Source organism: Gemmatimonas sp. (assembly GCF_041689975.1).
Classification (GTDB): Bacteria; Gemmatimonadota; Gemmatimonadetes; order Gemmatimonadales; family Gemmatimonadaceae; genus Gemmatimonas.
Map to the genome: position 1 here is coordinate 1 of NZ_JBDNFF010000205.1, position 23,515 is coordinate 23,515.

Annotated in this window: 25 protein-coding genes; 3 read left to right on the plus strand and 22 right to left on the minus strand. The window is 63.2% G+C overall.

Going from position 1 to position 23,515, the window contains the following annotated elements:
* Window positions 1–180 precede the first annotated feature (180 nt).
* The 6 genes from ACESNG_RS12920 to ACESNG_RS12945 form a co-directional block, all read right to left on the minus strand.
* Window positions 181–1,143: an ABC transporter six-transmembrane domain-containing protein gene (locus tag ACESNG_RS12920; protein WP_373069276.1), complete on the minus strand. Its 963-nt coding sequence runs from the start codon at window positions 1,141–1,143 to the stop codon at window positions 181–183.
* 3 nt (window positions 1,144–1,146) lie between these two features.
* A complete protein-coding gene (locus ACESNG_RS12925; protein WP_373069277.1) occupies window positions 1,147–2,577 on the minus strand; it encodes an SET domain-containing protein-lysine N-methyltransferase in 1,431 nt (476 codons plus the stop codon).
* Window positions 2,574–3,800 (minus strand): hypothetical protein, encoded by a 1,227-nt coding sequence (locus ACESNG_RS12930; RefSeq protein ID WP_373069279.1) that lies wholly within the window; start codon window positions 3,798–3,800, stop codon window positions 2,574–2,576. Before ACESNG_RS12930 ends, ACESNG_RS12925 begins: the two co-directional genes overlap by 4 nt.
* An 86-nt stretch (window positions 3,801–3,886) precedes the next feature.
* Complete coding sequence (locus ACESNG_RS12935) at window positions 3,887–6,130, minus strand: TonB-dependent receptor family protein (RefSeq protein ID WP_373069281.1); 2,244 nt, start codon at window positions 6,128–6,130, stop codon at window positions 3,887–3,889.
* Window positions 6,131–6,231: 101 nt separating this feature from the next.
* Window positions 6,232–7,569, minus strand: coding sequence for a CitMHS family transporter (locus ACESNG_RS12940; protein WP_373062750.1), 1,338 nt, complete (start codon window positions 7,567–7,569; stop codon window positions 6,232–6,234).
* An 8-nt stretch (window positions 7,570–7,577) separates the two neighbouring features.
* Window positions 7,578–9,488 (minus strand): CocE/NonD family hydrolase, encoded by a 1,911-nt coding sequence (locus tag ACESNG_RS12945; RefSeq protein WP_373062748.1) that lies wholly within the window; start codon window positions 9,486–9,488, stop codon window positions 7,578–7,580.
* Window positions 9,489–9,638: 150 nt separating this feature from the next.
* Between ACESNG_RS12945 and ACESNG_RS12950 the strand changes: the two genes are divergently transcribed.
* The gene (locus tag ACESNG_RS12950) at window positions 9,639–12,368 is read left to right on the plus strand and encodes a PAS domain-containing protein (RefSeq protein WP_373062746.1); all 2,730 of its coding nucleotides are present in this window, start codon (window positions 9,639–9,641) and stop codon (window positions 12,366–12,368) included.
* Window positions 12,369–12,404: 36 nt separating this feature from the next.
* Here ACESNG_RS12950 and ACESNG_RS12955 read toward each other — a convergent pair whose 3' ends face one another.
* From ACESNG_RS12955 to ACESNG_RS12985, 7 genes are all read right to left on the minus strand, one after another.
* The gene (locus ACESNG_RS12955) at window positions 12,405–12,872 is read right to left on the minus strand and encodes a hypothetical protein (RefSeq protein WP_373062744.1); all 468 of its coding nucleotides are present in this window, start codon (window positions 12,870–12,872) and stop codon (window positions 12,405–12,407) included.
* A gap of 1 nt (window position 12,873) precedes the next feature.
* Window positions 12,874–13,224: a hypothetical protein gene (locus ACESNG_RS12960; RefSeq protein WP_373069283.1), complete on the minus strand. Its 351-nt coding sequence runs from the start codon at window positions 13,222–13,224 to the stop codon at window positions 12,874–12,876.
* 3 nt (window positions 13,225–13,227) lie between these two features.
* Entirely contained in the window at window positions 13,228–13,482 is a 255-nt protein-coding gene (locus tag ACESNG_RS12965) for a hypothetical protein (RefSeq protein ID WP_373062742.1), read from the minus strand.
* A gap of 6 nt (window positions 13,483–13,488) precedes the next feature.
* On the minus strand, window positions 13,489–13,779 hold the full coding sequence (locus ACESNG_RS12970; protein WP_373062740.1) for a CocE/NonD family hydrolase: 291 nt from the start codon (window positions 13,777–13,779) through the stop codon (window positions 13,489–13,491).
* Window positions 13,780–13,872: 93 nt separating this feature from the next.
* Window positions 13,873–14,025, minus strand: coding sequence for a CocE/NonD family hydrolase (locus tag ACESNG_RS12975; protein WP_373069305.1), 153 nt, complete (start codon window positions 14,023–14,025; stop codon window positions 13,873–13,875).
* A gap of 102 nt (window positions 14,026–14,127) precedes the next feature.
* Window positions 14,128–14,388, minus strand: a complete 261-nt coding sequence (locus ACESNG_RS12980; protein ID WP_373069285.1) for a hypothetical protein — start codon at window positions 14,386–14,388, stop codon at window positions 14,128–14,130.
* Window positions 14,389–14,488: 100 nt separating this feature from the next.
* Window positions 14,489–15,808 (minus strand): hypothetical protein, encoded by a 1,320-nt coding sequence (locus tag ACESNG_RS12985; RefSeq protein ID WP_373059719.1) that lies wholly within the window; start codon window positions 15,806–15,808, stop codon window positions 14,489–14,491.
* A gap of 570 nt (window positions 15,809–16,378) precedes the next feature.
* Here ACESNG_RS12985 and ACESNG_RS12990 point away from each other — a divergent pair.
* Window positions 16,379–17,080, plus strand: a complete 702-nt coding sequence (locus ACESNG_RS12990) for a hypothetical protein (RefSeq protein WP_373059717.1) — start codon at window positions 16,379–16,381, stop codon at window positions 17,078–17,080.
* Between the two features lie 147 nt (window positions 17,081–17,227).
* On the opposite strand, the gene ACESNG_RS12995 is transcribed toward ACESNG_RS12990, so the two are convergent.
* Window positions 17,228–17,683: a hypothetical protein gene (locus ACESNG_RS12995; RefSeq protein WP_373059715.1), complete on the minus strand. Its 456-nt coding sequence runs from the start codon at window positions 17,681–17,683 to the stop codon at window positions 17,228–17,230.
* Complete coding sequence (locus tag ACESNG_RS13000; protein ID WP_373059713.1) at window positions 17,680–18,102, minus strand: hypothetical protein; 423 nt, start codon at window positions 18,100–18,102, stop codon at window positions 17,680–17,682. Before ACESNG_RS13000 ends, ACESNG_RS12995 begins: the two co-directional genes overlap by 4 nt.
* Window positions 18,103–18,366: 264 nt before the next feature.
* On the opposite strand from ACESNG_RS13000, the gene ACESNG_RS13005 reads away from it, so the two are divergent.
* Window positions 18,367–19,599: a histidinol-phosphate transaminase gene (locus ACESNG_RS13005; RefSeq protein ID WP_373059711.1), complete on the plus strand. Its 1,233-nt coding sequence runs from the start codon at window positions 18,367–18,369 to the stop codon at window positions 19,597–19,599.
* Window positions 19,600–19,662: 63 nt separating this feature from the next.
* On the opposite strand, the gene ACESNG_RS13010 is transcribed toward ACESNG_RS13005, so the two are convergent.
* From ACESNG_RS13010 to ACESNG_RS13040, 7 genes are all read right to left on the minus strand, one after another.
* Window positions 19,663–20,193: an SET domain-containing protein-lysine N-methyltransferase gene (locus tag ACESNG_RS13010; RefSeq protein WP_373059709.1), complete on the minus strand. Its 531-nt coding sequence runs from the start codon at window positions 20,191–20,193 to the stop codon at window positions 19,663–19,665.
* Between the two features lie 344 nt (window positions 20,194–20,537).
* On the minus strand, window positions 20,538–20,933 hold the full coding sequence (locus ACESNG_RS13015; RefSeq protein WP_373059707.1) for a hypothetical protein: 396 nt from the start codon (window positions 20,931–20,933) through the stop codon (window positions 20,538–20,540).
* 24 nt (window positions 20,934–20,957) lie between these two features.
* Window positions 20,958–21,212 carry a M23 family metallopeptidase gene (locus tag ACESNG_RS13020; protein ID WP_373059705.1) on the minus strand — a complete coding sequence of 85 codons (255 nt, stop codon included), beginning with the start codon at window positions 21,210–21,212 and terminating at the stop codon, window positions 20,958–20,960.
* Between the two features lie 9 nt (window positions 21,213–21,221).
* The gene (locus ACESNG_RS13025; RefSeq protein ID WP_373059703.1) at window positions 21,222–21,644 is read right to left on the minus strand and encodes a hypothetical protein; all 423 of its coding nucleotides are present in this window, start codon (window positions 21,642–21,644) and stop codon (window positions 21,222–21,224) included.
* 155 nt (window positions 21,645–21,799) lie between these two features.
* Window positions 21,800–22,030, minus strand: a complete 231-nt coding sequence (locus tag ACESNG_RS13030) for a BrnA antitoxin family protein (protein WP_373059721.1) — start codon at window positions 22,028–22,030, stop codon at window positions 21,800–21,802.
* A gap of 2 nt (window positions 22,031–22,032) precedes the next feature.
* Window positions 22,033–22,323 carry a BrnT family toxin gene (locus ACESNG_RS13035; protein ID WP_373059701.1) on the minus strand — a complete coding sequence of 97 codons (291 nt, stop codon included), beginning with the start codon at window positions 22,321–22,323 and terminating at the stop codon, window positions 22,033–22,035.
* 105 nt (window positions 22,324–22,428) lie between these two features.
* Complete coding sequence (locus ACESNG_RS13040; RefSeq protein WP_373059699.1) at window positions 22,429–23,439, minus strand: hypothetical protein; 1,011 nt, start codon at window positions 23,437–23,439, stop codon at window positions 22,429–22,431.
* Between the last annotated feature and the right edge of the window lie 76 nt (window positions 23,440–23,515).

Sequence of the window (23,515 nt, forward strand, 5' to 3'; positions counted from 1 at the left end):
CCAGAACGATAGCTCGCTACGAGCATACCTCGTTCAGAGATTTCGTACGCATTCGCAGGATTCAACTACACGAAGGTTCCTTATATCGGCGCCGGCGCGCATGGATCGAATGGCCGCGTCGCGCGTCTCAGACGCAGCGCGCAGTCGACGAGTACGACGCTGCAGGCTGAGCGCGCTGACTCAGGTATCCTCTTTGCGTTCCGTTGGCATGTCTCGCGACGCGTCGGCACCGTTGCTCGCGACCCCGCTCATGCGCCGGAGAATGTCCTTCAGGGCCCCGAGCCGCTGGATCATGTAGGGAATCGTTTCGAGTCCGCTGGCGAATTTCAGAATGTAGTTGTAGATGCCGACGATGGCACCGACCTGCACGACGGCGTGACCCGGCTCGGCGGCCACGAGCAGCGATCCGGAGATGGCTACCAGCACGAGCAGTTCCGTCGCGCCGAAGTTCCACGCCTCCTGGTCGGAGAGTCGCACTTGCCACATCCGGAGCCGACGGAAATGCAGATCGATCTCGTCCGCGTTACGCCTGCTGATCACATCCACCTGTCGCTCGAGCTCATCGTACTGCTCGAGGTTGAGCTGCACCGCGCGACGGCCGTAGCGACGCCCCAGCAGGATGACCGGCACGAGTACGGCAAGGCAGATGCCGACCACCGAGCGATTGTACAAAAAGAGCAGGATCAGCGATCCGATCACGTTGTACAGCGCTTCCACGATGTAGTTGACGTCGTGCTCGAGGAAGTCGACGACCTGCCGCGCGAGCGTGGCGTGTGCGCTGCGCCGCGACAAGTTCGCTGCATCCTCGGTGCGTGCCAGCATTCGTGTCACGAACAACGTGAACACGGCCGTGAAGGTCCGGGTATCATACATGTGGCGCACGGTGCCGATGATCAGGTAGCCGAGGTGCGCAATGGACAGCGATATCAGGCCGGTGTAGGAGCCCTGAATCAATCCGTCGATGGCGGTGCCGAGAAAGTACGGGCGCAGGAGCAGTGCGAGCATCTCCACCGCGAAGAGCGAGTAGGTGAAGAACAGTCGGTAGCGGAACTCCACCAACACCCGCCGCAGTGGCGCGCCCGCCTCGAGTGCCCGAGCGAGCGTTCCGCGTTGTGTCGTCGCCTCCGTCAATGCGCTCGACATCTACTACCCGCGCCTGGCACATTCACGGTCGGATACCGAGTTGCCGATGGCGCCCGAGATCTGTCCTCGACAGGCCGGTGCGCCACAACGGCATGCAAATGGCGCACTGGTGTCACTCATCGACAACCCGTAGTCGAGCGTGAGTTCCTCTCCGCGCGCCATGTCCCGCAGCGCAATCAGGTTCAACCCGTCGAACGCCGTGTTGGGCGCACACGAGTGATTCTGTGGTGCCCAGGCGGCCGGATCGGCATCCCATAAGGCGAAGATATCACTGCTCAGCGGGTACGCATAATGCCGGAAGAGCTCACGGTCGGGCGCCGACCACGTGTGGTCCACGTGTCGTCGTGTGACGATGCGATGCGCGCGCTCTTCTCCCGGGAAGACGAGCTCGCCGACCGCGATGGCGCGCCGAGCGAAGATGCCGTACCCTGAGAGCGCGTTCCCCTGCATCTCGTACGGGAGCAATGTGCGGCGATGGCGTGCCCTCCCTTCGGCGATGATGCGTTCGGCAAATCCGGACTTCCCCATGCCGTCGTGCCGCAGGATGTAGTCGGCAGAGCCTTCGTATCCGTCGTCGTAGAATACCGAGCAGGTGAAGTTGATCTCCAGGAAGAAAAGCTCACCCGTCTCGCTCAAACGGAAATCCATGCGCGCGTATCCCACACCGCCGAATGCCTTGAAGACGCGCCGAGCTGCGTCTTTCAACTCTGCGGCCAGTGCGGCGTCGCGCACCGGCACGTTCGCCTGCGGATGGAGCTCGCTGGTCTTGAGCGCGTAGGTCTTGAAGTGGGAGCCTGCGGGAAACTCGAACTCCACCGGCTGCAGCGCCGTGCACTCGCCTCGACCGGCCACGTCGGCGACGACGAGCACCGTGAATTCGCGGCCGTCTACGTACTGCTCCACCAGCAATTCGGGGAACTCCGGCAAGAGCGCGTCGACCTGAGCCCGCAGCGCGGCCACATCGTGAACCAGCGCCTGCTCGTTCACGCCACGGCTATCTCCGGCATGCGCGGGCTTTACGAACAGTGGGAAGGGTAGCGTTGCCGCGATCGCCTCGATGTCGTCGCTGCAGCGCACGAGTCGATACGCCGGTGTCCGCACGCCGGCCGTGTGCGCCACGTACTTCATGAGTGGCTTGGACGGATCGTACAGCAGGGCACTCGGCCCCGTGTACGGCAGCTCGAGGAGGTCGAGCGCGAGGATCACGTCCACGCTTGGCACGTCCCAATCAAGATAGCCCTCGCACAAGTTCACGAAGATGTCGAAGCCCATCGTCACGCAATCGCGGAGCTGCCGATACGTCGTGCGCTTGTCGAGAAACAGATGGTGCACGTCGTGCGCTGGCAGTAGTGCCGCGAGGTCGCGCGGTGGGTCGTAATGGCGGTAGTCCACCTTGGACGACGAGTAATCGGGCTGCAGAACGCAGATCTTCACGAGGACGCTCCCGCTGGCCGCGAGGAGCCGCCGAGGAGGGGCACGATGCGAATCGCGTGTGATCGCTCGGCGTCGGCGATGATCTGCTGTACCACGTCGCCGAACGGGACACCGGCAAAGCGCAGGATCGCCCCGATCGACGTGTAATTCTCGTCCTCGGAGAGACCGCATTGCGCGTTCACCTCGAGCACATACAGTTCATTCGTGTCAGCATCGAGTCGCAGGTCCACGCGACCATAGCCGCGTCCGCCCATCGATGCGTAGGCTGCCATGCTCACATCCATCACACGTTGCGCGACAGGGCTCGTCACCGTCGCGTACTCCCAGAGGTATTCGCCGTCGGCGATCGGTGCTTCGCGCTCGTAAATCTCCCACAGGCGGTCGAACGAGAGGAACTGCTGCGTCGGCGGCAGGGCGCGATTGAACACACGCTCCACGGGCCGATACACCGTACAGGCATCCGCTGCGTCGCACGACCCCACGATGAACGTGGTGTACTCAGGGCCGGTCACGAACCGCTCAACAAGCACACCGCCGCCGGCGAGGTTCCACCCGCGATACCCGTTGCGCAACGCGTCCAGTTGCGTACGCAACGCGTGCTCCGTGTGCACCACCGAGTCGACCGTGATGCCCATGCTGCCGGCGGAGATCGCCGGCTTGACGATGAGGGGCGTGCCCAGACGCGTAAAAATGCCCGCTATGTCATGTCGGTCCGGGCTGGCGGTGGCGACATCTTCGCCTCCGGGCATCAGTACTTCCCACGGCGAGGTCGGCTCGTTGGTGCGATCGAAGATCTGCTTCATACTGATCTTCGACGTCGTGATGTCGTAGAAGTTAGCGTCGGCACCGGTGTAGCAGAGCCTCAGGTCGTCCAGGTAGCGCACCACCGAGATTCCCGGCACGCCGTTGACCTCGTCGCCGTCGCACAGGTTGAAGACGATAGTCCGCGTAGTCCGGGCCTGGGCGGCGAGCGCTTCGAGGATTGGACGAAAGTCGGCCATCGTGACCGGTTGCCATGACCATGCGTAGCCCAGCGCCTCGAAGGCCCGCGCGTATTCGGCGTGGCTCTGGCTGAAATCGTTGTAGTAGTCGAGGTTGGGGTCGGACGATTCCGCCGACGGCACCAGCACGACGACGTGTCGGTTTGTAGTGATATCGGGGACTGACGCCGTCACGGCAGCGAGTCCGGCGGGCGGTTTGTACGCTGGCGGTGGCGAGTCCATGGCATATGGAAGGGGCGAATCGGGGCAGCATGGACAAGCGAACACCGGAGTACGTGCTTGTAAAGCCGCTGTGCTACGCTCGCTGGTCAGAACGCCGTACGCACCCCGAGCATGAGCTGCCGCGGCAGCGCGAGACGAATTCCCTGCGGCCGACGTGACACCACGGCGGTCTCGTCCAGCAGGTTCTTGACCGCCAGCAACAGCTGCACATCCGGCACGTTGCCAAGCGAGAGGCTGTACGAGGTGTTCAGATCCACGAGGGTATAGGCCGGAACAGCGCCGATCTGTCCATCGGGCGACGACGTCTCGAGATTGCGCCGATCGCCGAACTGGCGGCCGATGTAGCTGACGAACAGCTGTGTCTCGAAGCCGCGCGTGCGCGCGGTAATGTCGGTATTGAACAGATGGCGCGGTGCATACGGCAACTGCTTGCCGTTCACATTCAGCGGGGCAACGCCGGTCACGCCGCTCTGGTAGATGCGGTCGCTGGTGAAACGCGCGTCGGTGTAGGTATAACGGGCTCCGATGTCCACGGGAACATTGAGCGCGGTCTCACTGAGCGCCAGAAGAACGGCGCTTTCGACGCCGGCGTTGCGTGTGCGACCGCCATTGGCCACGCCGGTCGCGAGTTCGTCGGTGCGCCCCCAGAGGTCGGACGCCGACACCGTTTGATTCTCGAACTGGAGCAGGAAGCCAGTGAGCTCCACATTTACCGCGCGTCCGAGCGGCGTGCGCACGCCCGCCTCGTAGTTCCAGCTCTTCTCCGGTTCCAGCGCCGTCACGTTGCCGGAGTTATCGATGGCCTCCGACACGCGAAACGGCGCGAAGCCGCGGTGCACGTTCGCAAACAGCGACGCGGGGGCGGCATTCACGGTTGGCAGGAGCCAGGTTGCACCCAGCGCTGGGATGAGGACCGTTTCCGACCGCGTGTTCCGGATAAGCGTGTCGGCTACGCGCGAACCGAATTGCGCGCGACGCACCTCGCGCGAGAAGTTCGGGTTCTCGACGCGCAGCCCCGGCGAGAGCTCGAAGCGCCGCCCGAAGCGAATGCGATCCTGCAGCCAGGCGGCACCAGCGTTCGTGAGGCGTGCCTCCCAGTCGCGCGTCAGTGAGTCGCTCGAGGTGGCATTCCGTCCTATCTGGAACTTGGAGTTGTACCACTCCTTGATGGCGCGAGCACCTAATTGCAGCTCATGGTGCACTGCGCCTGTCTCGACCGTGCCGCTGAGGCGCGTTTCCGTGCCGGCCACGCTGATCGTCCGGTTTCGGCTGCCGCTTGTACGACGCATGAAGACGGCGCCACCTCGTACTGTGGTGTCGCCCCAGATCGTGCCGGTGAAACCGGAAGGACGCGCGTTCGATGTGGTGTTGCGCGCGAAATCCTGACGCCGATTATCTCGAGCCGTGAGATACGTGAATGCATTGGTCCGCAGCGTCCAGGTGGGCGAGATCGACCAGTCGTGGAACAGCGCCAGCGTAGGACGGCGCACGACAAACCGGTCATCGGGGGCGAGCGCCCCCAGCTGTCCGCGCTGCAGCATGGATTGCGTCAACCCGAGGTAGGTCTGATTGGTGCGCTCTTGATAGTATTGCGCCTTGAGGCTGAGACGCTGCGCATCGCCGAGTGCGCGCGTGAGCTTGAGCGTCCAGTCATCGACCTGGGCCCACACATCGCGCAGATCGCGCACCTGCTTTCGAGTCCAGCTCAGTCGCGACGCCACACCGAACACCGATCCGCCCACATCGGCGTATCCGTTGAGCAGGTTGGTGCTACCCATCAATCGCACGTTGGCCGCGCGCGTGGTCGGCGGGGGGGCGGTCAGGTAGTTGATCACGCCACCAGTCGTCTGCGGACCGTACAGAATGGCGGAGGCACCCTTCGTGATTTCGATGCCGGACATCCGCTCAACGGGCGGCGAGAAGTACGTCGCCGGCTCCGAGTAGGGGGCGTGAACGACGGGAATTCCATCTTCCAGAAGCACCATATTGCCGGAGCGGGCGGCATCGACGCCACGCACACTGATATTGGTGCGCAACCCGAGCCCATCCTCATCCACTGCGTGGACACCTGGCGAGCGTCGCACCATTTCATTCACCGTCAGCGGGAGCTGGCGCCGCAACTCGGCGGCGGTGATCACGGTGGTAGCACCGGGCTGGCGATTCACCGCTTGGCCCGAGGTGCCGACGGTGCGCATGGCCGGGAGGGATTGCGTCGTGTCGCTGGGCGAGCGGTGAGACCCGGTGTCCTTGGGCGCGCTCGGACGGGTGGGCTGGGCGACGAGCGCGAGAGGGGCGAAGACGCCGAAGACGAGGAGGGAGCGAAGCAGCATACTGAGCGGTGGGAGAGGTCGGGAAACACCAAGCCTTTTTTAACACCCTCTGCCTTACGCCCAGATTAATGTGGACCCTCCCGACGCTCCCTCGCGCTATGCTAGGCGGCGCGCCCCACGAGCGGGATCACCAGCGTTACCAGTCCGATCGCCAGCAGCACGAGTGTCGAGCCGAGGGCCCACTTCAACGTAAAGCGCTGATGATCATCGAAGTCGACACCGGCCAGACCGACGAGCAGAAACGTGGACGGCACGAGTGGGCTGAGCAAATGCACCGGCTGCCCCACCAGCGCCGCGCGCGCCATTTCGGCGGCTGAAATCCCGTAGGCTTCGCCGGCCTTGGCGAGAATCGGCAGCACACCGAAGTAGAACGCATCGTTCGAAATGAGAAAGGTGAACGGCACGCTGAGCATGCCCGTTACTATGGCCAGATATGGACCGAGCGCGGCAGGGACGAGCTGAATCACGCTATCGGCCATCGCGTCCACCATTTTCGTGCCGGACAGTATCCCCGTGAACACACCGGCGGCGAAGATCAGCCCGACCACCGACATCACGTTGCCCGCGTGACGGGCAATCAGCGCCTTCTGCTGGTCGATGCCAGGATAGTTCAGCATCAGGGCGATCGCGAAACCGATCATGAACAAGACCGGGAGCGGCAGCACCGCCATGATGAGCGCCACGAGCAGGGCGACGGTGAGGATTGCGTTGACCACCAATCGATCCGGCCGACGGTGCGACGTGTCCTCGTGATACTGCGGGTTGGCCAGTTCTTCATCCAGCACGTCATTGGCTGCTGCGATGCCAACCATAGGGTACGGCGTGAGCGTGAGCCGCGCTCGCTCGCGTAGCCCAAGTCGGTACGCCACGAAGAACACCCAGAGCGCACCACCAATCATGGCCGGAATCAGCGGGACAAACACAGTGCTCACATCGATGCCGAGCGCACTGGCGGCGCGCGCCGTGGGACCGCCCCACGGCAGGATGTTCATGACGCCGCCGGCGAGCATCGTGACGCAAGCCAGAATGAGCGGCCGAAGTCCAAGCTTTCGGTACAGTGGCAGCATGGCCGCGGTCGTGATCATGTACGTCGTCGACCCATCGCCATCGAGAGACACCAGTAGCGCAAGCGCCGCCGTGCCCACCACGACCTTCACCGGGTCGCCGTGAACGAGTGCCACCAGGCGCTGCACGAAGGGCTCGAACAGCCCCGCGTCGATCATCACGGCAAAGTACAGGATCGCGAACATCAGCATGACGCCCGTCGGTGCGAGCTTCGTGATGCCGCTGACCATCATGTCGCCCAACGACGACGCAAATCCACCAGCCACGCCGAACGCGATCGGGATGAGAATCAGCGCGGTCAACGGCGAGAGTCGCTTCGTCATGATGAGCGTCATGAAGACGAGCACCATGGCATACGCCAGGAACGTGAGCACGGCGCGCTCTACGGACGCGCGGGAGCCAACGGGAGCACGATGTGCGACGGATACGTTGCATTGTGCTGAATCGTGATATCGGTGGTGATCATGCGTCGGTTCCGTCCCAACGGTTCGCCGGTATTCGGATTCACGTCGAATCGCGGGAAGTTGCTGCTGGAGACATCCACGCGTATGCGGTGTCCCTTCTTGAATACGTTCGCCGTGGGAAACGGTTCAATGGTGAACTCATACACCTTCCGGGGCGTCAGCATCACGGCGTGGTCACGCGTGGCTCGGTACCGACCGCGCACGATGGCGTCGGTGAGATTCATGTCGAAGCCACCCGGCCAGTCGATGCTCGATGGGTACACGTCCACCAGCTTCGCCGTAAAGTCTGCATCGACGGTCGTCGCCGATGCGAAGAGCTTCACCGTGATCGGGCCGATGATGGTCATGTCTTCCTTCAACGGCTCGGTCTGGAACACGACGACATCGGCACGCGAGCGCAGCGGGAGCCACGGCGCCTGTGACGGCGGGAAACGCGGATCCTCGCGCTGATTGAACGCCCCGTCCTTCAAGCGAGCGGAGGCCCCTCCGCCAATGGTGGGCACCGGGTAGCGCGGATCGAACGTGTACGTCGTGGTGGCACTCACTCCCGCAGGCTTCGTCGGCGATAGCGTCCCGTCGCCGTGAAAGTAGTAAGAAACGAGCTTGGTCCCGGCCAACGGCCATTGATCTGCACTGCGCCAGTACCCGCCGTGCATCAAGCGCCCGTTCTTGTCCTTGCGACCGTCGCCGGTGCCCATGACAAAAAGCCGAACTGGCGCGAGTGACTCGACCGCGTTCTTGACGCCCTTCAGGTGGTAGTCAAACCACCGCATGTGAAAGTCCGTGAGGAAATCCTGAATGGCTGCACTGTCGCCGAACGCCACGTCGCCGGCATAGGGCAGATTGTTGCCGCCGTGCTTCCAGGGGCCGACCATCACATACTGCGGCGATTTCTTCAGTCGGCGGAGTTCCGTGAAGTTCTTGAACGTGCCGGCGAGGAAGATGTCGTACCAGCCGCCCACCTGCATCATCGGGATGTCTGCAGTTTGCGGGTAATGCTCGTCCCACGCCAGCATCGGATCTTTCCAATACGCGTCGTAATCGGCGTGCTCGAAGAAGTCGAAGTACCAGCCCTCGTATTGCGAGTCGACCGACAACGGGTTAAGGCCACGGCGCATGGGCTGCACGCTATACCAGTTTTCCGCCTTCTCTTTCGTCATGAGCGCTTTCACATCGTCGGTGCGCGCGTCGGCCAGCAGTTGCGTCCACGCCCACGTGAGCTGTCGCCCCATTTCGTACGTGCCGCGATAGCGCACACCATGGTCCCAGCCGTTCGACATGCCGCCCATGTTGAGCACCAGCGACTTCAGCGACGGCGGATTGTACTGCGCGGCGCCAGCCTCCATGTGCGCAGCGAACGAAGTGCCCCACATGCCCACCTTGCCGCTGCTGTACGACTGCTTCGCGAGCCATTCGATCGCGTCGTATCCGTCGGTCGCGTCGATCGGTTGCACCTTCGAAAACACGCCTTCGGATTTATAGCGACCACGGGCATCCTGCAACGCCACCACATAGCCACGCTCGGCGTAGAACACGGCCAGTTCGGCCAGCGATGTTTTGTTGTACGGTGTGCGGTTCAGCAGCACCGGGAAGCGCTCTGCGACCGGTGCGCCGTTGCGAGCGGGGCGGTAGATGTCGGTGGCCATCCGCTTCCCATCACGCGTCGGCATCAGGAAATCCGTAGCGACCTTGATCGCGTCGAACAGCTTGGGTGATGACACCCAACCTGGCGGCGGCATGCGCGAGGGGTCAGCGGTGGCTGCCACCTGTGCGGGGAGGCGCGCACCGGTCAGGACCAGCGCGAGCGTGCAGAGGAGAATGAGTCGCATGCACCAATCTGCGACGCAGTGCGTGCCGGCGCCAACGCGAGAGCTACTCAAGCCGGTGGACAGGCTGTAATATGTCCGTGAAGGGAATGCGCGCCGATGTAGGCACCGCCATTTTGATCTTCGGTAGCTGACAAACTCGGAGCAACACGGATGCCGCGCGAAGTCGTTGGAATCATCGAGGGGGTCGGCGACACCATTACGCGTGCCGACGACGCGTTCTTGGCGATGGTCGACCGCGACCGTGCCGACCTCATCGCAGGCCGTCTCAACTGGCGGGAAATGACGCCGCCCGAGTTCCTCCGGCGTGAAGACGCCGGCCTCAAGGAGGCGTTGACCGCCGGTGGTGACGGCTACGCGGCCCCCTTCCGCAAGGAGTTCGTGCGGCCGGATGGCACACGCGTGCCCGTACTCGTGTGCTGCGCCCTGCATCGAGATATGCTCGGCCAGTGGACGAGGTACGTCGTGGACCTTGGGGCGCGGGAGGCGCCGCTCGCGGCCATTGCACCGATGCGTCCCTCGTCCGTAGAACCGAACCCCGCAGGATTCCTCCAGCGGTTGATCGGCGAGCTGACCGAGGAGCGCCGGCGCCTGTTCACGATGTTGGACGGCACGACCTCACTGATCTGGGCCGTTGATCGTGACTTGCATCTGGTCAGCTCCAATGCCGCGTTTCAGGCGGCGCTGCGACCGCTCCTAAGCCGCAACCTTGAAGTGGGCGACTTGGCTATTCTGCCCATGCTTCCCGACGCGATGCAAGCGCAATGGCGCGGGTTATACCTTCGGGCACTGGCTGGCGAGCGGTTCATCGAACGAACCGATGTCGCCGTCAACAGCACCGAGATCGTGAACGAGCACACGTTTTCGCCGATCTACGATGCATCCGGGGTGATCACCGGCGTCGCCGTGGTGAGCACCGACGTGACGTCTCGCGTTGCTGCCGAGCGTGCCGAGGCCGCGCGAAAGTACGAACTCGAGGCCGCGCAGCGACTGGCCGGCATCGGTAGTTGGGAGTGGGACCCGCGCACGAACGTCACACAATGGTCCGAGGAAATGTTCCGGATCTATGATCGCGATCCGGCGTCGGGGGCGCCCTTGTACGACGAGCTGGAGCGCTATCACGGGGCCGATGACTTGCAGAAACTGCAGGCCTTTGTGGAGCGTGCGTTAGTCTCTGGCGAGCCGTATGCAATGGATACGACGTTCAAACGGCGCGACGGGGCCGACACGTGGGTATTTGAAAGCGCCGAGGTGGTCCGCGATGCGAACGGCGTGATCGTCAAGCTTCGCGGCGCCACGCTCGACATTACCGACCGCAAGAATGCCGTGCTGGGTCTTTCCCAAAGCGAGGCAAAGCTGTTGGAGGTGCAGCGGATCGCGAGAATGGGCAGCTGGGACTGGAAGATCGCATCGGACGCCGTCACGTGGTCCTCATCGCTGTTGGAAATCTTTGGCCTCGATGCCGACACCACCGTGCCGCCGTACGCACAGCATGCGCAGTACTATACGCCGGAGAGCTGGGAGCTCCTCGGTGCGGCCGTCACGCACGCGGTGGCGGCACACCAGCCGTTCCAGCTCGATCTCGAAATGATGCCCGAGCGCTCGCGTGTGCGCTGGATCGTCTCGCGGGGAGAGCCAGTCATCGATCAGGCCGGTGCGGTTGTCGGCCTCCAAGGCATCGTGATCGATGTGAGCGAACGCAAGGTCGCCGAGGAGGAAAACCGTCGTCTTGAGCTGGCCCTCGTTCGGGCGCAGAAGACGGAGGCTGTGGGCCAGCTTGCTGGCGGTATCGCGCACGACTTCAACAATATCCTGACCGCGATGCTGATCGAGATTCAGGAGCTCTTGAGCGAGCCGCCACGGCCGGAGCAGCTTCGCGACGGACTGCGCGACTTGCAGCTCGCCGCGGACAGGGCGGCCAGTCTCACCCGTCAGCTACTCCTGTTCAGCCGTCGACAGGTCTTACAGGTCCGCCCGTTGGAGCTCAACGGGCTGATGGCCGACCTGGCCCGCATGCTGCGCCGTCTCATTGGCGAAGATGTGACGCTCGAGGTGCGCGCGAGTGCGCAGGAGCTCTGGTTTGACGGTGATGTCGGCATGATCGAACAGGTCATCACCAACCTGATCGTGAATGCTCGCGACGCCATGCCGCGCGGTGGACGCATTCTGGTGCGCACCGCGGCGCTGACGGTTGAGGAGGGCGCCGAACCTCGGGATTCCAACGCGCGAGCTGGTCGCTTTGTCGCGTTCGAGGTGGTAGACGAAGGCCATGGCGTTCGTCCTGATCTGGCCGCACACGTTTTTGAACCGTTTTTTACCACGAAGGAAGCCGGAAAGGGTACCGGTCTTGGCCTCGCCACCGCCTTTGGTATTGCCCAACAACACCGCGGGTGGATCGAGCTCGCGAGCCCGTCGGGCGGTGGCGCAACCTTCACGGTTGTGCTCCCGATGGCGTCCGCTCGTCCGATCGTGAGCGCCATCGAGAGCCCTGTCTCGACGCGGGCAGCCACGCCGGCGCGCGTGCTGCTGGTGGAGGATGATGCCGCCGTGCGTCGAACGTTATCGCGAAGCCTCGCTGGAATCGGGTACGAAATCATCCTTGCCGTCGATGGCCCCGAGGCGCTACGACAATGGTCCGACTACGATGGACAAATCGACTTGGTGGTCAGCGATATGGTGATGCCCGGCGGCATCTCGGGGCTCGAATTGCTGGAGCGATTGTCGCAGCTGAAGCCCGACCTCCGAACCATCCTGATGAGCGGCTATATCTCCTCCGCCGAGGACCGAAGTCGGGTCGAACAGACGGGCGGCCGCTTGCTTGCGAAGCCGTTCAACGCGGAGGGTCTACGCCGGGCAGTCGCCGAGGCGCTGGCGGTACGCTGAACGCGGTCGACGATCGCGAGATTTCGTGTACGCGACTTACCGCGCCGTGACGCGCAACCCACGCACCATGCCCAGCATGGAGTGCGGCTTGCCCTTCTCGTCGAGCGTGCAGATCAGCACATAGTCGCGGCCGCGCTCGAGCGTGACGAGCAACGCGGCGTCCACTGTCTCGCCGACGTCGATGTAGAGCAATCCTTCACCGGGGTCGTACAGGCCCGTGATATCGGCGCCGTTCAACTCGAGCCGCAGCAACGAGTCGAGCGACACACCCTGCTTCACGCGCGCGATCGACACTTCGTGCGGGACCGTGCCGTCGCTGCGAAACGTGAAGCGAGTGAGACCCGGCGGCAGCGAGTCGGGAGCGTCGAGCGCGAAATCGTGACCCACGACCTGCACCACCGGTGGTTCCGCCCTCTGTTCCCCGTTCTGTTCTGCGGGCGATGACGCGCACGCGATCGCCATCGTCGCACCGCACACGACAACGAGCGAACGCGCTGTCGTCATTTCACCGCGACCAGCTTGAACAGGCCGAGTGTCTGATGCTTGGGTGCGCCCGCCGAATCGGCGAACTGGCACCAGATCGCCCACTTTCCTTCAGCGGCTCGGTCTGGAACACGACGACATCAGCGCGCGATCTCAGCGGCAGCCACGGCGCGTGTGACGGTAGGAAACGCGGATCCTCGCGCTGATTGAACGCCCCGTCTTTCAAACGCGCCGAGGCCCCTCCGCCAATGGTGGGCACCGGGTAGCGCGGATCGAACGTGTAGGTCGTCTTGGCGCTCACGCCGGCGGCCTTGGTCGGCGAAAGTGAACCGTCGCCGTGAAAGTAGTAGGGGACAAGCTTGGTTCCGGCCAATGGTCACTGATCCGCACTGCGCCAGTAGCCGCCGTGCATCAGGCGCCCGTTCTTGCCTTTGTGACCGTCGCCGGTGCCCATCACAAAGAGCCGAACTGGCGCGAGTGCCTCGGTGGTATTCTTGATCCCCTTGAGATGGAAATCAAACCACCGCATGTGAAAATCCGTGAGGAAATCCTCAATCGCGGCGCTGTCGCCGAACGCCACATCGCCCGCGTATGGCAGATTGTTGCCGCCGTGTTTCCACGGGCCGACCATCACATACTACGGCGATTTCTTCAGTCGGCGCAGTTCGGTAAAGTTCTTGAAGGTGCCGGCGAGGAAGATGTCGTACCAGCCGCCCACCTGCATCATCGGGATGTCCGCCGTCTGCGGATAGTGCTCGTCCCAGGCCAGCATCGGATCTTTCCAGGACGCGTCGTAATCAGCGTGCTCGAAGAAGTCGAAGTACCAGCCCTCGTACTGCGAGTCGACCGACAACGGATTCAGTCCACGGCGCATCGGCTGCACGTTGTACCAGTCTTCCGCCTTCTCCTTCGTCATGAGCGCTTTCACATCGTCAGTGCGCGCATCGGCCAGTAGTTGCGTCTACGCCCACGTGAGCTACCGTCCCATTTCGTACGTCCCGCGATAGCGTACGCCATGGTTTCAGCCATTCGACATGCCACCCATGTTGAGCACCAGCGATTTGAGCGACGGCGGATTGTACTGCGCGGCGCCCGCCTCCATATGGGCAGCAAACGACGTGCCCCACATGCCCACCTTGCCGCTGCTATACGGCTGCTTCGCCAACCATTCGATCGCGTCTTGCCGTCGGTCGCGTCGATCGGCTGCACCTTCGAGAACACGCCTTCGGACTTGTAGTGACCACGCGTATTCTGCAGCGCCACCACATCGCCTCGCTCAGCTGCGGGCGGGTCGGTAGATGTCGGTGACCATCCGCTTGCCGTCACGCGTGGGCATCAAGAAGTCCGAGGCGACCTTGATCGCATCGAACTGCTTGGGTGACGACACCCATCCCTGGGGCGGCATCCGCGACGGGTCGAGCGGAGCAGCGACTTGAGCGGAGAGGCGCGTGCCGGTCATGACCAGCGCACGCGCGTAGGGAAGCATGAGCCACGGACTTCGCGCCGCGCTGCCGTCGCGACCACCATGACGACTCACTTTCGGGGAAGTGGAGGTAGGGCCTCGTCGGTCGTGGGGGGAGCGGCGGCGACGTGCGCTGGGCGGCCTTGCGGGCCGCCGTCGACGGCGCCGCGCTCGCTCACTGTCTGGGCACGGACTTGGCCGGCGGCATACGTGGGAAGGCGCGCTGCGTCTGGTCGGCCGTCTCCTCGCCGAAGGCAGAGGCGAGTTCCTGGTAAATGCCGATCAGATCGACGAGCGTCGCTGCCGATTCGCTGATGATCTTGCCAATGCCGACCGCTCCTTCGGTGGCGCTTTCGGCGGCCGAGGCGAAGGGCAGACCACCCGCGATACTGCCGCCAATGACGCCACCCGCGGCGCCAGTGGCCAAGCCGATCCCGGTGTTCAACAGCACTTTCGTGAGCGCCGCTGCCTTCCCACCCCACCCGGCCACCTTCGCCTGCATATCGCGGATAATCTCCGCATAGAACTTATACTCCTCTGTTCCCGCCTTCACCCGCTCGCCGAGTGCCGCCACCTTCTCGATGAGCAGGACAACGCTGTTCTCCGCCTGCTCGAGTTTCTGTACGACTCTGGGATTCGGATTCGAGCGGACCGACCGCATCAGCACCTCGTTCGCATCGAGCAATTGGCTGAGCTTGATCGCGGTGTTGTGCTGCCCCACCTCGAGTCCGGTGAGCTTGATCCCGAAGGTCTGGTTCATATCCGCGCACTTCGCCGGCGTGGCCACGAAATCGATCGTGGTGAGCGATTTGACCACGGCGCGTCCGACCTCGTTCAGCGCGTTCATGTTCGGATCACTCGACGGCCCTTGCGCGACCTTGAGAATCCCCTTCAGCACCTGCTTCGAGACCGTCTCCGCGTCGTCGTAGAGCGACTTGCACTGCTGGATGATCTCGCTCGCGCCACGCGCGATGCCGATCAGCGAGATGAGGCTCGATCCACCGCCGGAGAGAACGATGCCTGCGACGCTGGCCGCCACGCCGGCTACGCTTAGCGTGATGCCGATGCCCGCCTTGACCTTGTACTTGGTGTACGCCTTCCGTTTGGCCGCATGCGCTGTGAGCAGACTCACCGCAACCGCTTCGATTTTCGGCAGCAACTGCTTCTTGACTTCGTTCAGCTTGGCCGGCAGCCGCGCGGAGTGCGCCTTGGCATCGGCCTCACGCTTCACCTTGTGCGCGTCGGCCATGTTCAGTTCCGTGCCGTGGACCGCGCCCGCCATCAGCTTCGCAAGGTCCCCGCGCAGAAGCGGCTGCAAGAGGTCGACCAACTGGTTCAGGAGGAGCGGGTCCTTACTGAACACCTTCTGCAACGACCCGTCCGGATCCTCGAAGGTGACATCGATCTTGACGTCGGGGACCACGACGTTCGTCGGCCGATAATGGCCGATGATGGCACTGCGAAGGGGGAAACCGTGCAGAACGGTGAACGGCATTGGCAGTCGGGCAGAAGGAGAAGAATGGCGTTGCGAGATTGTACGGCTGAATGCAGACGACCGCAATCGCGCGGCGTGGCGGACTCGGCGAGGAATGCCTCATGACGCCTGCGGGCGCAATGCCGCAGCGGCGGGTTGGGTTCGTGCCGCTGGATTCGACGTCGCGAATCTTTCGCGAGAACGTCAGATTGCTTCGACTCGGGCATCTTCTTCGTGGCGCCACCCTCGGTAAGCCCTGTGTTCGAGGCTCTCACTCATGTTGATGACCGCTGAAAGTTGGCGCAAAAAGACCAGCAGTGTGTTTGCAGATCGCAAGAACCCGCTCATCACCGACATCGATATCCTGCTCGGCGAGTACCACCCCCCCCCAACAAGACCGACCTGCAGAAGCCGAAGCTGCTGATTCTGATCCGTCGATACTGCAGTGACTGGCTGTCGGAGAAGGGAGACAAGAAGCAGAGTTTCCGTCGTGAGTAGCTCGCGGAGTTGCGCGATCAGACCGAAGGGCTGCTGCGAGGACCGGTGATGCAGGCGGCCATTCAGCAACGGCAATAGGTCGGGAGTAGGGCCATGGCCGGCAAGCAGATGCAGGAAAATGTGGCGGAGACGCTCCAACCGCGTACCAACGCGAAGCAAAAATTCGGCTTACAGGCCACCCTGCCGATGAATCGTGTCTCCGCCGGATTCCTCGAGCAGAAAATTGAAGATCACAATGCAACGCGTGGCGATCAGATCGATCCGCATGATCTGATCGCCACGCTCGATTTCGCCGGCAGTGAGAACCAAAAGGGGAAGATCATTCGGAATTTGGAGTACCTGCAGAAGGCCGATCGCCTCAGATGCCAACTGCAACTGTGGCCAGACGGTCGATTCCATCGCGGTGGTCACGATATTCCCCACGCCAGCCCCGGGGGCAACGAGCTCTATGCGATCGACGATATGGAATACATCTACACCTCGGCGCAGCCCGCCAAGTCAGGCACGTTCCATCATTCGTCGTTCCTGTCGGGGAAGCCCCTCCTCTGCGCCGGTGAGATCACGTTGGCGGCGGGGCACGTGGTGCACATCGACAACCTGAGTGGCCACTATCAGCCCAACACCTCGTACCTGCTCCGTGCGGTCGAGGTGCTGTTGGGCAAGTACCACGTCAACTTGGGACAAGTCACCATCATGGACATGGCACAGCAGGGTGTGGAGTGGCGGAGCGCTGGCGAGTTCTTGCGGCTACGGGGCAGGCCGCCGATTCGACTCACGGCGAACCGGCGGAGATAAGACGCCAACGACGTTTCCTCCCCGACGGCGTGGATGCCTGCGCCTGTACCGGAGGCAGCATCAGTTGCCGTCGGTCGGGCGAACGTTCGACGTGATAGCTGTTCGCCGCGGGTTACTCCCCCAGAGGCATGGAAGCCAACATGCGACTCACTGCGCCGTGACGCACAGCCTGCGCACCATGCCCAGCGTCGAGTGTGGCTGTCCTTTCTCCTCGCGCGTGCAGATCAACACAGAGTGGCGGCCGCGCTCGAGCGTGACGAGCAACGAGGCGTCCACCGACTCACCGACGTCGGTGTAGAGTAGTAAGTAACCAGGGTCATACAGGCCCGTGATATCGGCGCCGTTCAACTCGAGCCGCAGCAGGGAATCGAGTGATACACCCTGCTTCACGCGCGCGATCGACACGTCGTGCGGGACCGTGCCAGCGCTGCGAAACGTGAAGCGAGTGAGACCCGGCGGCAGCGAGTCGGGCGCGTCGAGCGCGAAATCATGACCCACGACCCGCACCACCGGCGGCTCCGCGATCTGTTCCGCAGGCGGTGACGCACACGCGATACCCATCACCGCACCGCTCACGAGAAGCAGCGTGCGCGAGGTCATCATTGCACCGCCACCAGCTTGAACATCCCCAGTGTCTGATGCTTCGGCGCGCCCGCCGAATCCGCGAACTGGCACCAGAGCGCCCACTGTTCGCCTGACCTGAAATCGATGCGTAGCGACACGACGTCGTTGCGCTTCCCCGGCTCGGCGAAGAGGACCGCGCTTCCGGTGGCGCAGAGCCGACGCACTGACGCGCCACGCGCAAGCGAGTCGGCAAACTCCCTCGGGGTGACGCCAACCTCGAGGCGGGCGACGAGGAGTTCGTGGCTCTGCGCCCCGCGGTTCTCGAAGGTGATCACCATGGGACCCGCGCGCAGCGAGTCAGGCGCGACGAACGCGTAGTCGGTGCCCACGATGTGCACGGTCGCTGGCGGTACGGGCGGTGCGGGGCGCGCGCAGGCCGTCAGACACGTCAGACACATCAGCACCAAGGCCAGTCGACCGCGTGAAGATCGCGTCGCCTGAACATGCTGCGCCGGTCGATTCCGAGCAAATGGCCGGCTCAGCCGGACGATTGCGGTGAACCCGCCTCCCATCTCGGAAGCCGACCTCGGAAGCCGACCTCGGAAACCCAAGCGCCCTCGCCCGAGACGCCGTATGTTTTCCGAGTATCGACCAGCGGCCCGAGCCTGTTCGCTCCGCGGTCCGGTGACCCGCGCGCCCATGACAACCCGAGAGGAACCGCTATGACGCCGTTCACGCCGTCCGCTGTCTCCCGTCGCCAGTGGCTCAAGTCTTCCAGCCTCGTCGCCGGTGGGGCTATTGCCACCGGGTCGCTGACGCCCGCGCTCGCGCAGGCGCTCGAGTCAAATGGGCCGCACCTGGAGAACGGCCTGACGACCCCCGCGGGCTTCGCGGCGCACGAGCGGATGGTCGAGGCCGTGCGTCGTGCCGACGGCCCCATTCGCCTGGCTTCGAACGAGAACCCGTACGGCATGGCCCCGAGCGCGCGCAAAGCCATCGAGGACGGCTGGAAGCAGCACTCCTGGTACGGCGCGCCGGGCCTCCCGAATCTCAAGAAGATTTACGCGCAGTCGGTGGGCGTGCCGGAAGATCACATCATGATCGTGGCCGGCTCGAGCGAGCTGCTGAGCATCGTGAATCTGGCCTACGGGGTAAAGGGTGAGATTCTCACCGCGTGGCCCACGTATGAGGGGCTGCCGCGCTATGCCGAGACGCTCGGGATCAAGGTGCACAAGGTGCCGCTCGCGGCTGACCTCACGCACGACCTCGACACGATGGACAAGCGCCTCACACAGGCGATCGACTTGGTTTTCGTGTGCAACCCGAATAACCCCACGGCGAACGTCACCGAAAACCGCACGCTGCGCAGCTTCGTATCGAGCGCGTCGCGCCGCTCGATGGTGCTGGTCGATGAAGCCTATCACGACTTCGTGACCGATCCGTCGTACACGTCGTGCATCGACATGGTGAAGGCCGGCGAGAACGTCATCGTGTCGCGCACCGGCTCGAAGATTCACGGTCTCGCCGCCCTGCGCACCGCGTTCGTGATTGCCCGCCCCGACATCATCGCGCGCCTGCAGCCGCTCAGCACCAGTGCCCCCGGTGTGTTCGGCGCGCTGGGCGCGGCCGCGTCGCTTCAGGACACCGCGTATCAGGCGATGTGCAAGCAGCGCAACGTCGAGGGCCGCGAGATCATGAAGACGGCGATCGCGAAGCTGGGTCGCAAGATGACGGACTCGCAGACGAACTTCGTCTTCTTTCATACCGGCATGCCAGTGGATTTGGTGCAGAAAGCGATGCTCGCCAAGGGGTTCATGATCGGGCGCGCTTTCCCGCCGTACACCGACTGGGTGCGCATCTCGATTGGGACGCCCGATGAAATGCGGGCCGTGGCCGCCGCACTGCCGGAAGTGATTGGCGGCGCGCCGAAGTCGATGGGAAGCTCGGGGGCGTAGTCCGCGTCCGTGCCTCGGCGCTCGCCTTGGCGTCTGGGAAAGATCTGAAAGAGAAAGTCTTGCTCACCATGGCACGCCGTCGTGATGCGCCGCCAGGTGCGGCGCCAGCAACGGTCGCAGTCGATCACGGTCTTTCGGCGAAAGGTGGCGGAACCCGCGCACCGTGCCGAGGCAGAATAGGCTCCCGCAGTGGCAGGCGAAAGGCTCCGCCATGTCGAATTCGGTCGTGTTGTAGTTGAAAGTCAGCTCATCACCATGCCCGATGAGGCGGAGTGCCACCACGTCTCGGCCCCGAATGATGGTGTTCGGTTCGCAGCTGTGGTTCAGGAAGCGCCACGGATACTCGTCGATCTGCTCGAGTACATCCAGCGTCGTGTCGATCTCGATGTGCCGGTCGGTATCGATTTGCACGGACGTAAAGCTCGGACGACGAGCGTCGATGCCATCGATGGACACGATGACTTCACCCCCTGTTACCAGTGTAGTGGCCATGAGGTGGAACGAGCGGTCGAAGCGTACCACGGCTACTTTGCTTCGCGCGTGAATGTCCGTGGGTGCGTCGACGATGGCGATGTCGCTGGTTGGAACGGGCATGGCGGCTGCGTCGGGGTTGATGCAGAAGGGCGACCTGTACTCAGGCCGACGCTGCATTTCGGAAAACGTTAAGAGACGCCGACGTGAAACGCTTTGGTCGCATTCGACGCACCTTGGTTATCTCGATGACGGCGGCGGTGTGACTTCTCGTAGGCGCCGGGTCCGTCACTGCACAGAACCCCTCATCGTTGGCAGGCCCTACGTCGCCGGCAAATATGGCCGTCCCGCGCCCAACCCGCTGCGCAACTAGCAGCGAGCGTGAGTGTTCTCGTGGAATGCGTGCGGCGTGCAGCAAGATGCGCTGCTCGCGGAAGGCGAAGAGGCGGACAACAGTCAGCGCATCGTCACTTTGCTCGAGCGTGCGATCGAGCCACTGGTACGGCGCATCGCCCCACGTCCACGCGAAGTAATTGCGCAGCAAGCCGATATTGGGCACGACCTCGGGATTCCCCGAGTAGAACGCGTCGGGCACGGGCTGTGAGTAAAGCGTTGCGTGAGTTCTGCGCCCACACAGCCACACTGTTCGGCGTGCCGTTGAGCAGATAGCGCGCCCCCTGCTCGTGATTGCCGTTCACAAGAAACACCGGCGCGCCGTAGCCGATGATGCCAAGGTACGGAAGCTGGATGGTGTAGCGCTGGCGGACTTGCGCCTGGCTCACCGGCGACGGATTTGCCTCGTTGATCTGGTCGACGCTGAAATCATCGCCCAGCAAGAGTGTAGAAACCGGGATTGTCGGCACGCCGCGTGTGCGCCGGGCTCGGCATCAGCGTGATGTCTTTGAAGGGGCGTACTGAGTTGCACGGAACTTCTTGTTCGGCAGCAGGCCGCACTCACTGGCGCCAGCATTTCGAAAGTTCATGGGTACGGTCTGCCTGCACGGCAGCGTGTTGTAGCCAGGGGGGAGATTGGGGCCACAGATTTGCACATCAAAGTGCAGTTGGGGGGCGCCGGTTTGACCAGAGTTACCACTGAACGCAATGCGCTGACCCTGCTCGACCCGATCACCGACGGCGACCAAGACTCCGCCCTATTTCAAATGGATGTAGCGAGCAATGGTCCTGTCCTTATGTTCGACCATCACAAAGTTCTCTTCAAGGTCTCTGTCGTTCCCGTCCGCGAAGCTCACCTGCACGGCAACCACCTGACTGGACCGTGCAGCAACCAAGGGGGTTCCGATCGGCATTTCCATATCAACGGTGTAGAGCCTGACGCCCTTGTTCCCAGGATTGCAGTATCTGGCCGTGCGCCAAACGAGGAAGGACTTACCCGGTTCAAACGGGAGAACATAGTTCGAGGCCTTCGGCTTCGGGAACGCCAGGCGCTCCACAGTTGGCCCTGCCGGCTCCGCTTCGCACTCATCGGGCGCGCGAACAGGCGCCGCGCTTTCAGTGACGGTGGTCGGGGCAGCCGGGAGGAGGGCTGCCAAGCTAAGTCGCATCAGCGGGGTCAAGGTGAGATCTCATACGGCACGGGAGAGAAGTCTGTGTGCGGCATAACGCCGCGTTCTGCTGCAAAGGCTGTAATAAATTCGCTGTGAACGGAGTAGCGCGAAGCGCTACGCAGTTACACAGCGTACCGCCATGCCTTTGACTGCAGCAACGCTCGTTATGCGGCACCCGCGCGCGATGTCTTCCAGGTCATCGAGAGGCGTCTTCCCGAGGCCGCGCAGTCTCGCAGGTACAGATTGATCAAACTTTGGTAGGGCACCTCCGTTTCGTCCGCGAGCGTTTTGAAGTAAGCCACGGTGGATTCGTCGAGCCGAATCGTCACGGGCTTCTTCAGGCGTTTCGCGTACGGATTCTTCTTCGCGTGGGCGAAGTCATATTGCTTGCGCATCATCACCTCTGCTCAGTGTAAGTCTGCTGCTCCGGCCTCGTGGCTTTGCGCGCGGAAATGAGGCGAATCACATCGCCATCCTGACGTTCGCAATGCACGACCACGAGCACGCGCAAGGCGCCGCTCAGTCCGAGCAGGATGTAACGATCCTCGTCGGTCGAGTGGTCCGGATCCGGAATCAACAACGCCCCTTCATCTTCGAAAACCGTTTGGGCTTCCGGAAAGGCGATCCCATGTTTCTTGAGATTCTCCGCCGCCTTCTGGGGATCCCATTCAAATCGCGGTGCGCTCATTTTCATAATGTACGCACGTCGTATGTACAGTCAAGCTATCGGTCAATCTCCGAATGTGTGCCCCACACTCGCTAGCGCACCTTCGCTCGTCGGCAGCAAGCGGCGTTATGCGGCCGCGATCTGATCCACGCGTCGCCTCCAATCCTCGACGATGCTCGGCCAAGGGCGTTGGAGCAGGCGTTCAAGTACCTCCCGAATCTCGCGCCCTGGTGTTCGCAAATACTGTCGCACCGCGTCGACACCGCCCACTTCGTGCACCATCAGGGCAAGCACCGCGCCCGCGGCGTTGCGGCCGTCGGAGGAGACACCCATGTCGTCCACGAGCCGATCGAGATTGAGCTGAGGTTGTAGCCTCAGCAGTGAGTCGAGATGCCGCACCGAGCCTCGAAAGTCTCGGCCGGCCGTCCCGCCGAACCAGGTCGGCACCCCCTCCGAGGCGAGGAGCGACGTACTGCTCCCTCGAAGAATCGGGAGAAGCACGACGTGCGCGATTTCGTGACGGTACTCCTCACCGAGCGCCGGGATACCGGAGAAGACCTGCAAGTTGACCGGTTTACTGAAGCCTCCGGCGGCTCCGAAGCGCTCGGGTATGACCACGCCAAGAATCTCCAGCGCCCGATCGACGCTCTCGGTGACGTAGTAGTCGATATGGGGTGGGGCCGCCACGCCGAACGCCGTGGCGAGGGAATCCACGAAGGCCGCGGCCCGGACGGCCATTTTGGCGTCGAAGCGCAATGCGGGGGCAACGCGGTAGGTGACGCGGCCGCGCGTCTCGCGGACCCCCGTGCTCGTTCGGAACGGCAAGGCATTGACGAGCACCCAGCGCCTGTCCTCGCGCCGAGCGTAAACGGTCATTGTGAGCGCGGACTTGGTCGCGGAGTCACGCGTGGTGGTACCCTCGGGCCAGAACCGCGTCACGATCTGGTAGGCACTGTCGACCGCCGCGTTGACGGGCGTGACGCTCAGCACTTCCGGGATGGCCTGATCGGGAAGGTAGAAGCCAGCCAGATCGTACATCGGCCACTGCGCCTGCTCCGATGCATTCCACAGCGGTGACGGCTTTCCAGCATTCACCGCGAACTGGCCGCGCTTCGACGCCAGATATTCATCCCACACTTGACGGACCGCTTGCTCTGAGGCGTGCGTGGGTGCGCTGACGCACCCACTCAGGCTAGCAGTGACGAGAAGTGGA

What these genes read in the sequence shown, in the direction of transcription:
- ACESNG_RS13000 (WP_373059713.1), bottom strand. Translation starts at nt 18,102, where the DNA reads ATGTGTCTGACGTGTCTGACGGCCTGCGCGCGCCCCGCACCGCCCGTA.
- ACESNG_RS13030 (WP_373059721.1), bottom strand. Translation starts at nt 22,030, where the DNA reads ATGCGCAAGCAATATGACTTCGCCCACGCGAAGAAGAATCCGTACGCG.
- ACESNG_RS13035 (WP_373059701.1), bottom strand. Translation starts at nt 22,323, where the DNA reads ATGAGCGCACCGCGATTTGAATGGGATCCCCAGAAGGCGGCGGAGAAT.
- ACESNG_RS12920 (WP_373069276.1), bottom strand. Translation starts at nt 1,143, where the DNA reads ATGTCGAGCGCATTGACGGAGGCGACGACACAACGCGGAACGCTCGCT.
- ACESNG_RS12935 (WP_373069281.1), bottom strand. Translation starts at nt 6,130, where the DNA reads ATGCTGCTTCGCTCCCTCCTCGTCTTCGGCGTCTTCGCCCCTCTCGCG.
- ACESNG_RS13010 (WP_373059709.1), bottom strand. Translation starts at nt 20,193, where the DNA reads ATGCCCGTTCCAACCAGCGACATCGCCATCGTCGACGCACCCACGGAC.
- ACESNG_RS12930 (WP_373069279.1), bottom strand. Translation starts at nt 3,800, where the DNA reads ATGGACTCGCCACCGCCAGCGTACAAACCGCCCGCCGGACTCGCTGCC.
- ACESNG_RS12950 (WP_373062746.1), top strand. Translation starts at nt 9,639, where the DNA reads ATGCCGCGCGAAGTCGTTGGAATCATCGAGGGGGTCGGCGACACCATT.
- ACESNG_RS13005 (WP_373059711.1), top strand. Translation starts at nt 18,367, where the DNA reads ATGACGCCGTTCACGCCGTCCGCTGTCTCCCGTCGCCAGTGGCTCAAG.
- ACESNG_RS12945 (WP_373062748.1), bottom strand. Translation starts at nt 9,488, where the DNA reads ATGCGACTCATTCTCCTCTGCACGCTCGCGCTGGTCCTGACCGGTGCG.
- ACESNG_RS12990 (WP_373059717.1), top strand. Translation starts at nt 16,379, where the DNA reads ATGGCCGGCAAGCAGATGCAGGAAAATGTGGCGGAGACGCTCCAACCG.
- ACESNG_RS12965 (WP_373062742.1), bottom strand. Translation starts at nt 13,482, where the DNA reads ATGGTCGGCCCGTGGAAACACGGCGGCAACAATCTGCCATACGCGGGC.
- ACESNG_RS12995 (WP_373059715.1), bottom strand. Translation starts at nt 17,683, where the DNA reads ATGATGACCTCGCGCACGCTGCTTCTCGTGAGCGGTGCGGTGATGGGT.
- ACESNG_RS12985 (WP_373059719.1), bottom strand. Translation starts at nt 15,808, where the DNA reads ATGCCGTTCACCGTTCTGCACGGTTTCCCCCTTCGCAGTGCCATCATC.
- ACESNG_RS12955 (WP_373062744.1), bottom strand. Translation starts at nt 12,872, where the DNA reads ATGACGACAGCGCGTTCGCTCGTTGTCGTGTGCGGTGCGACGATGGCG.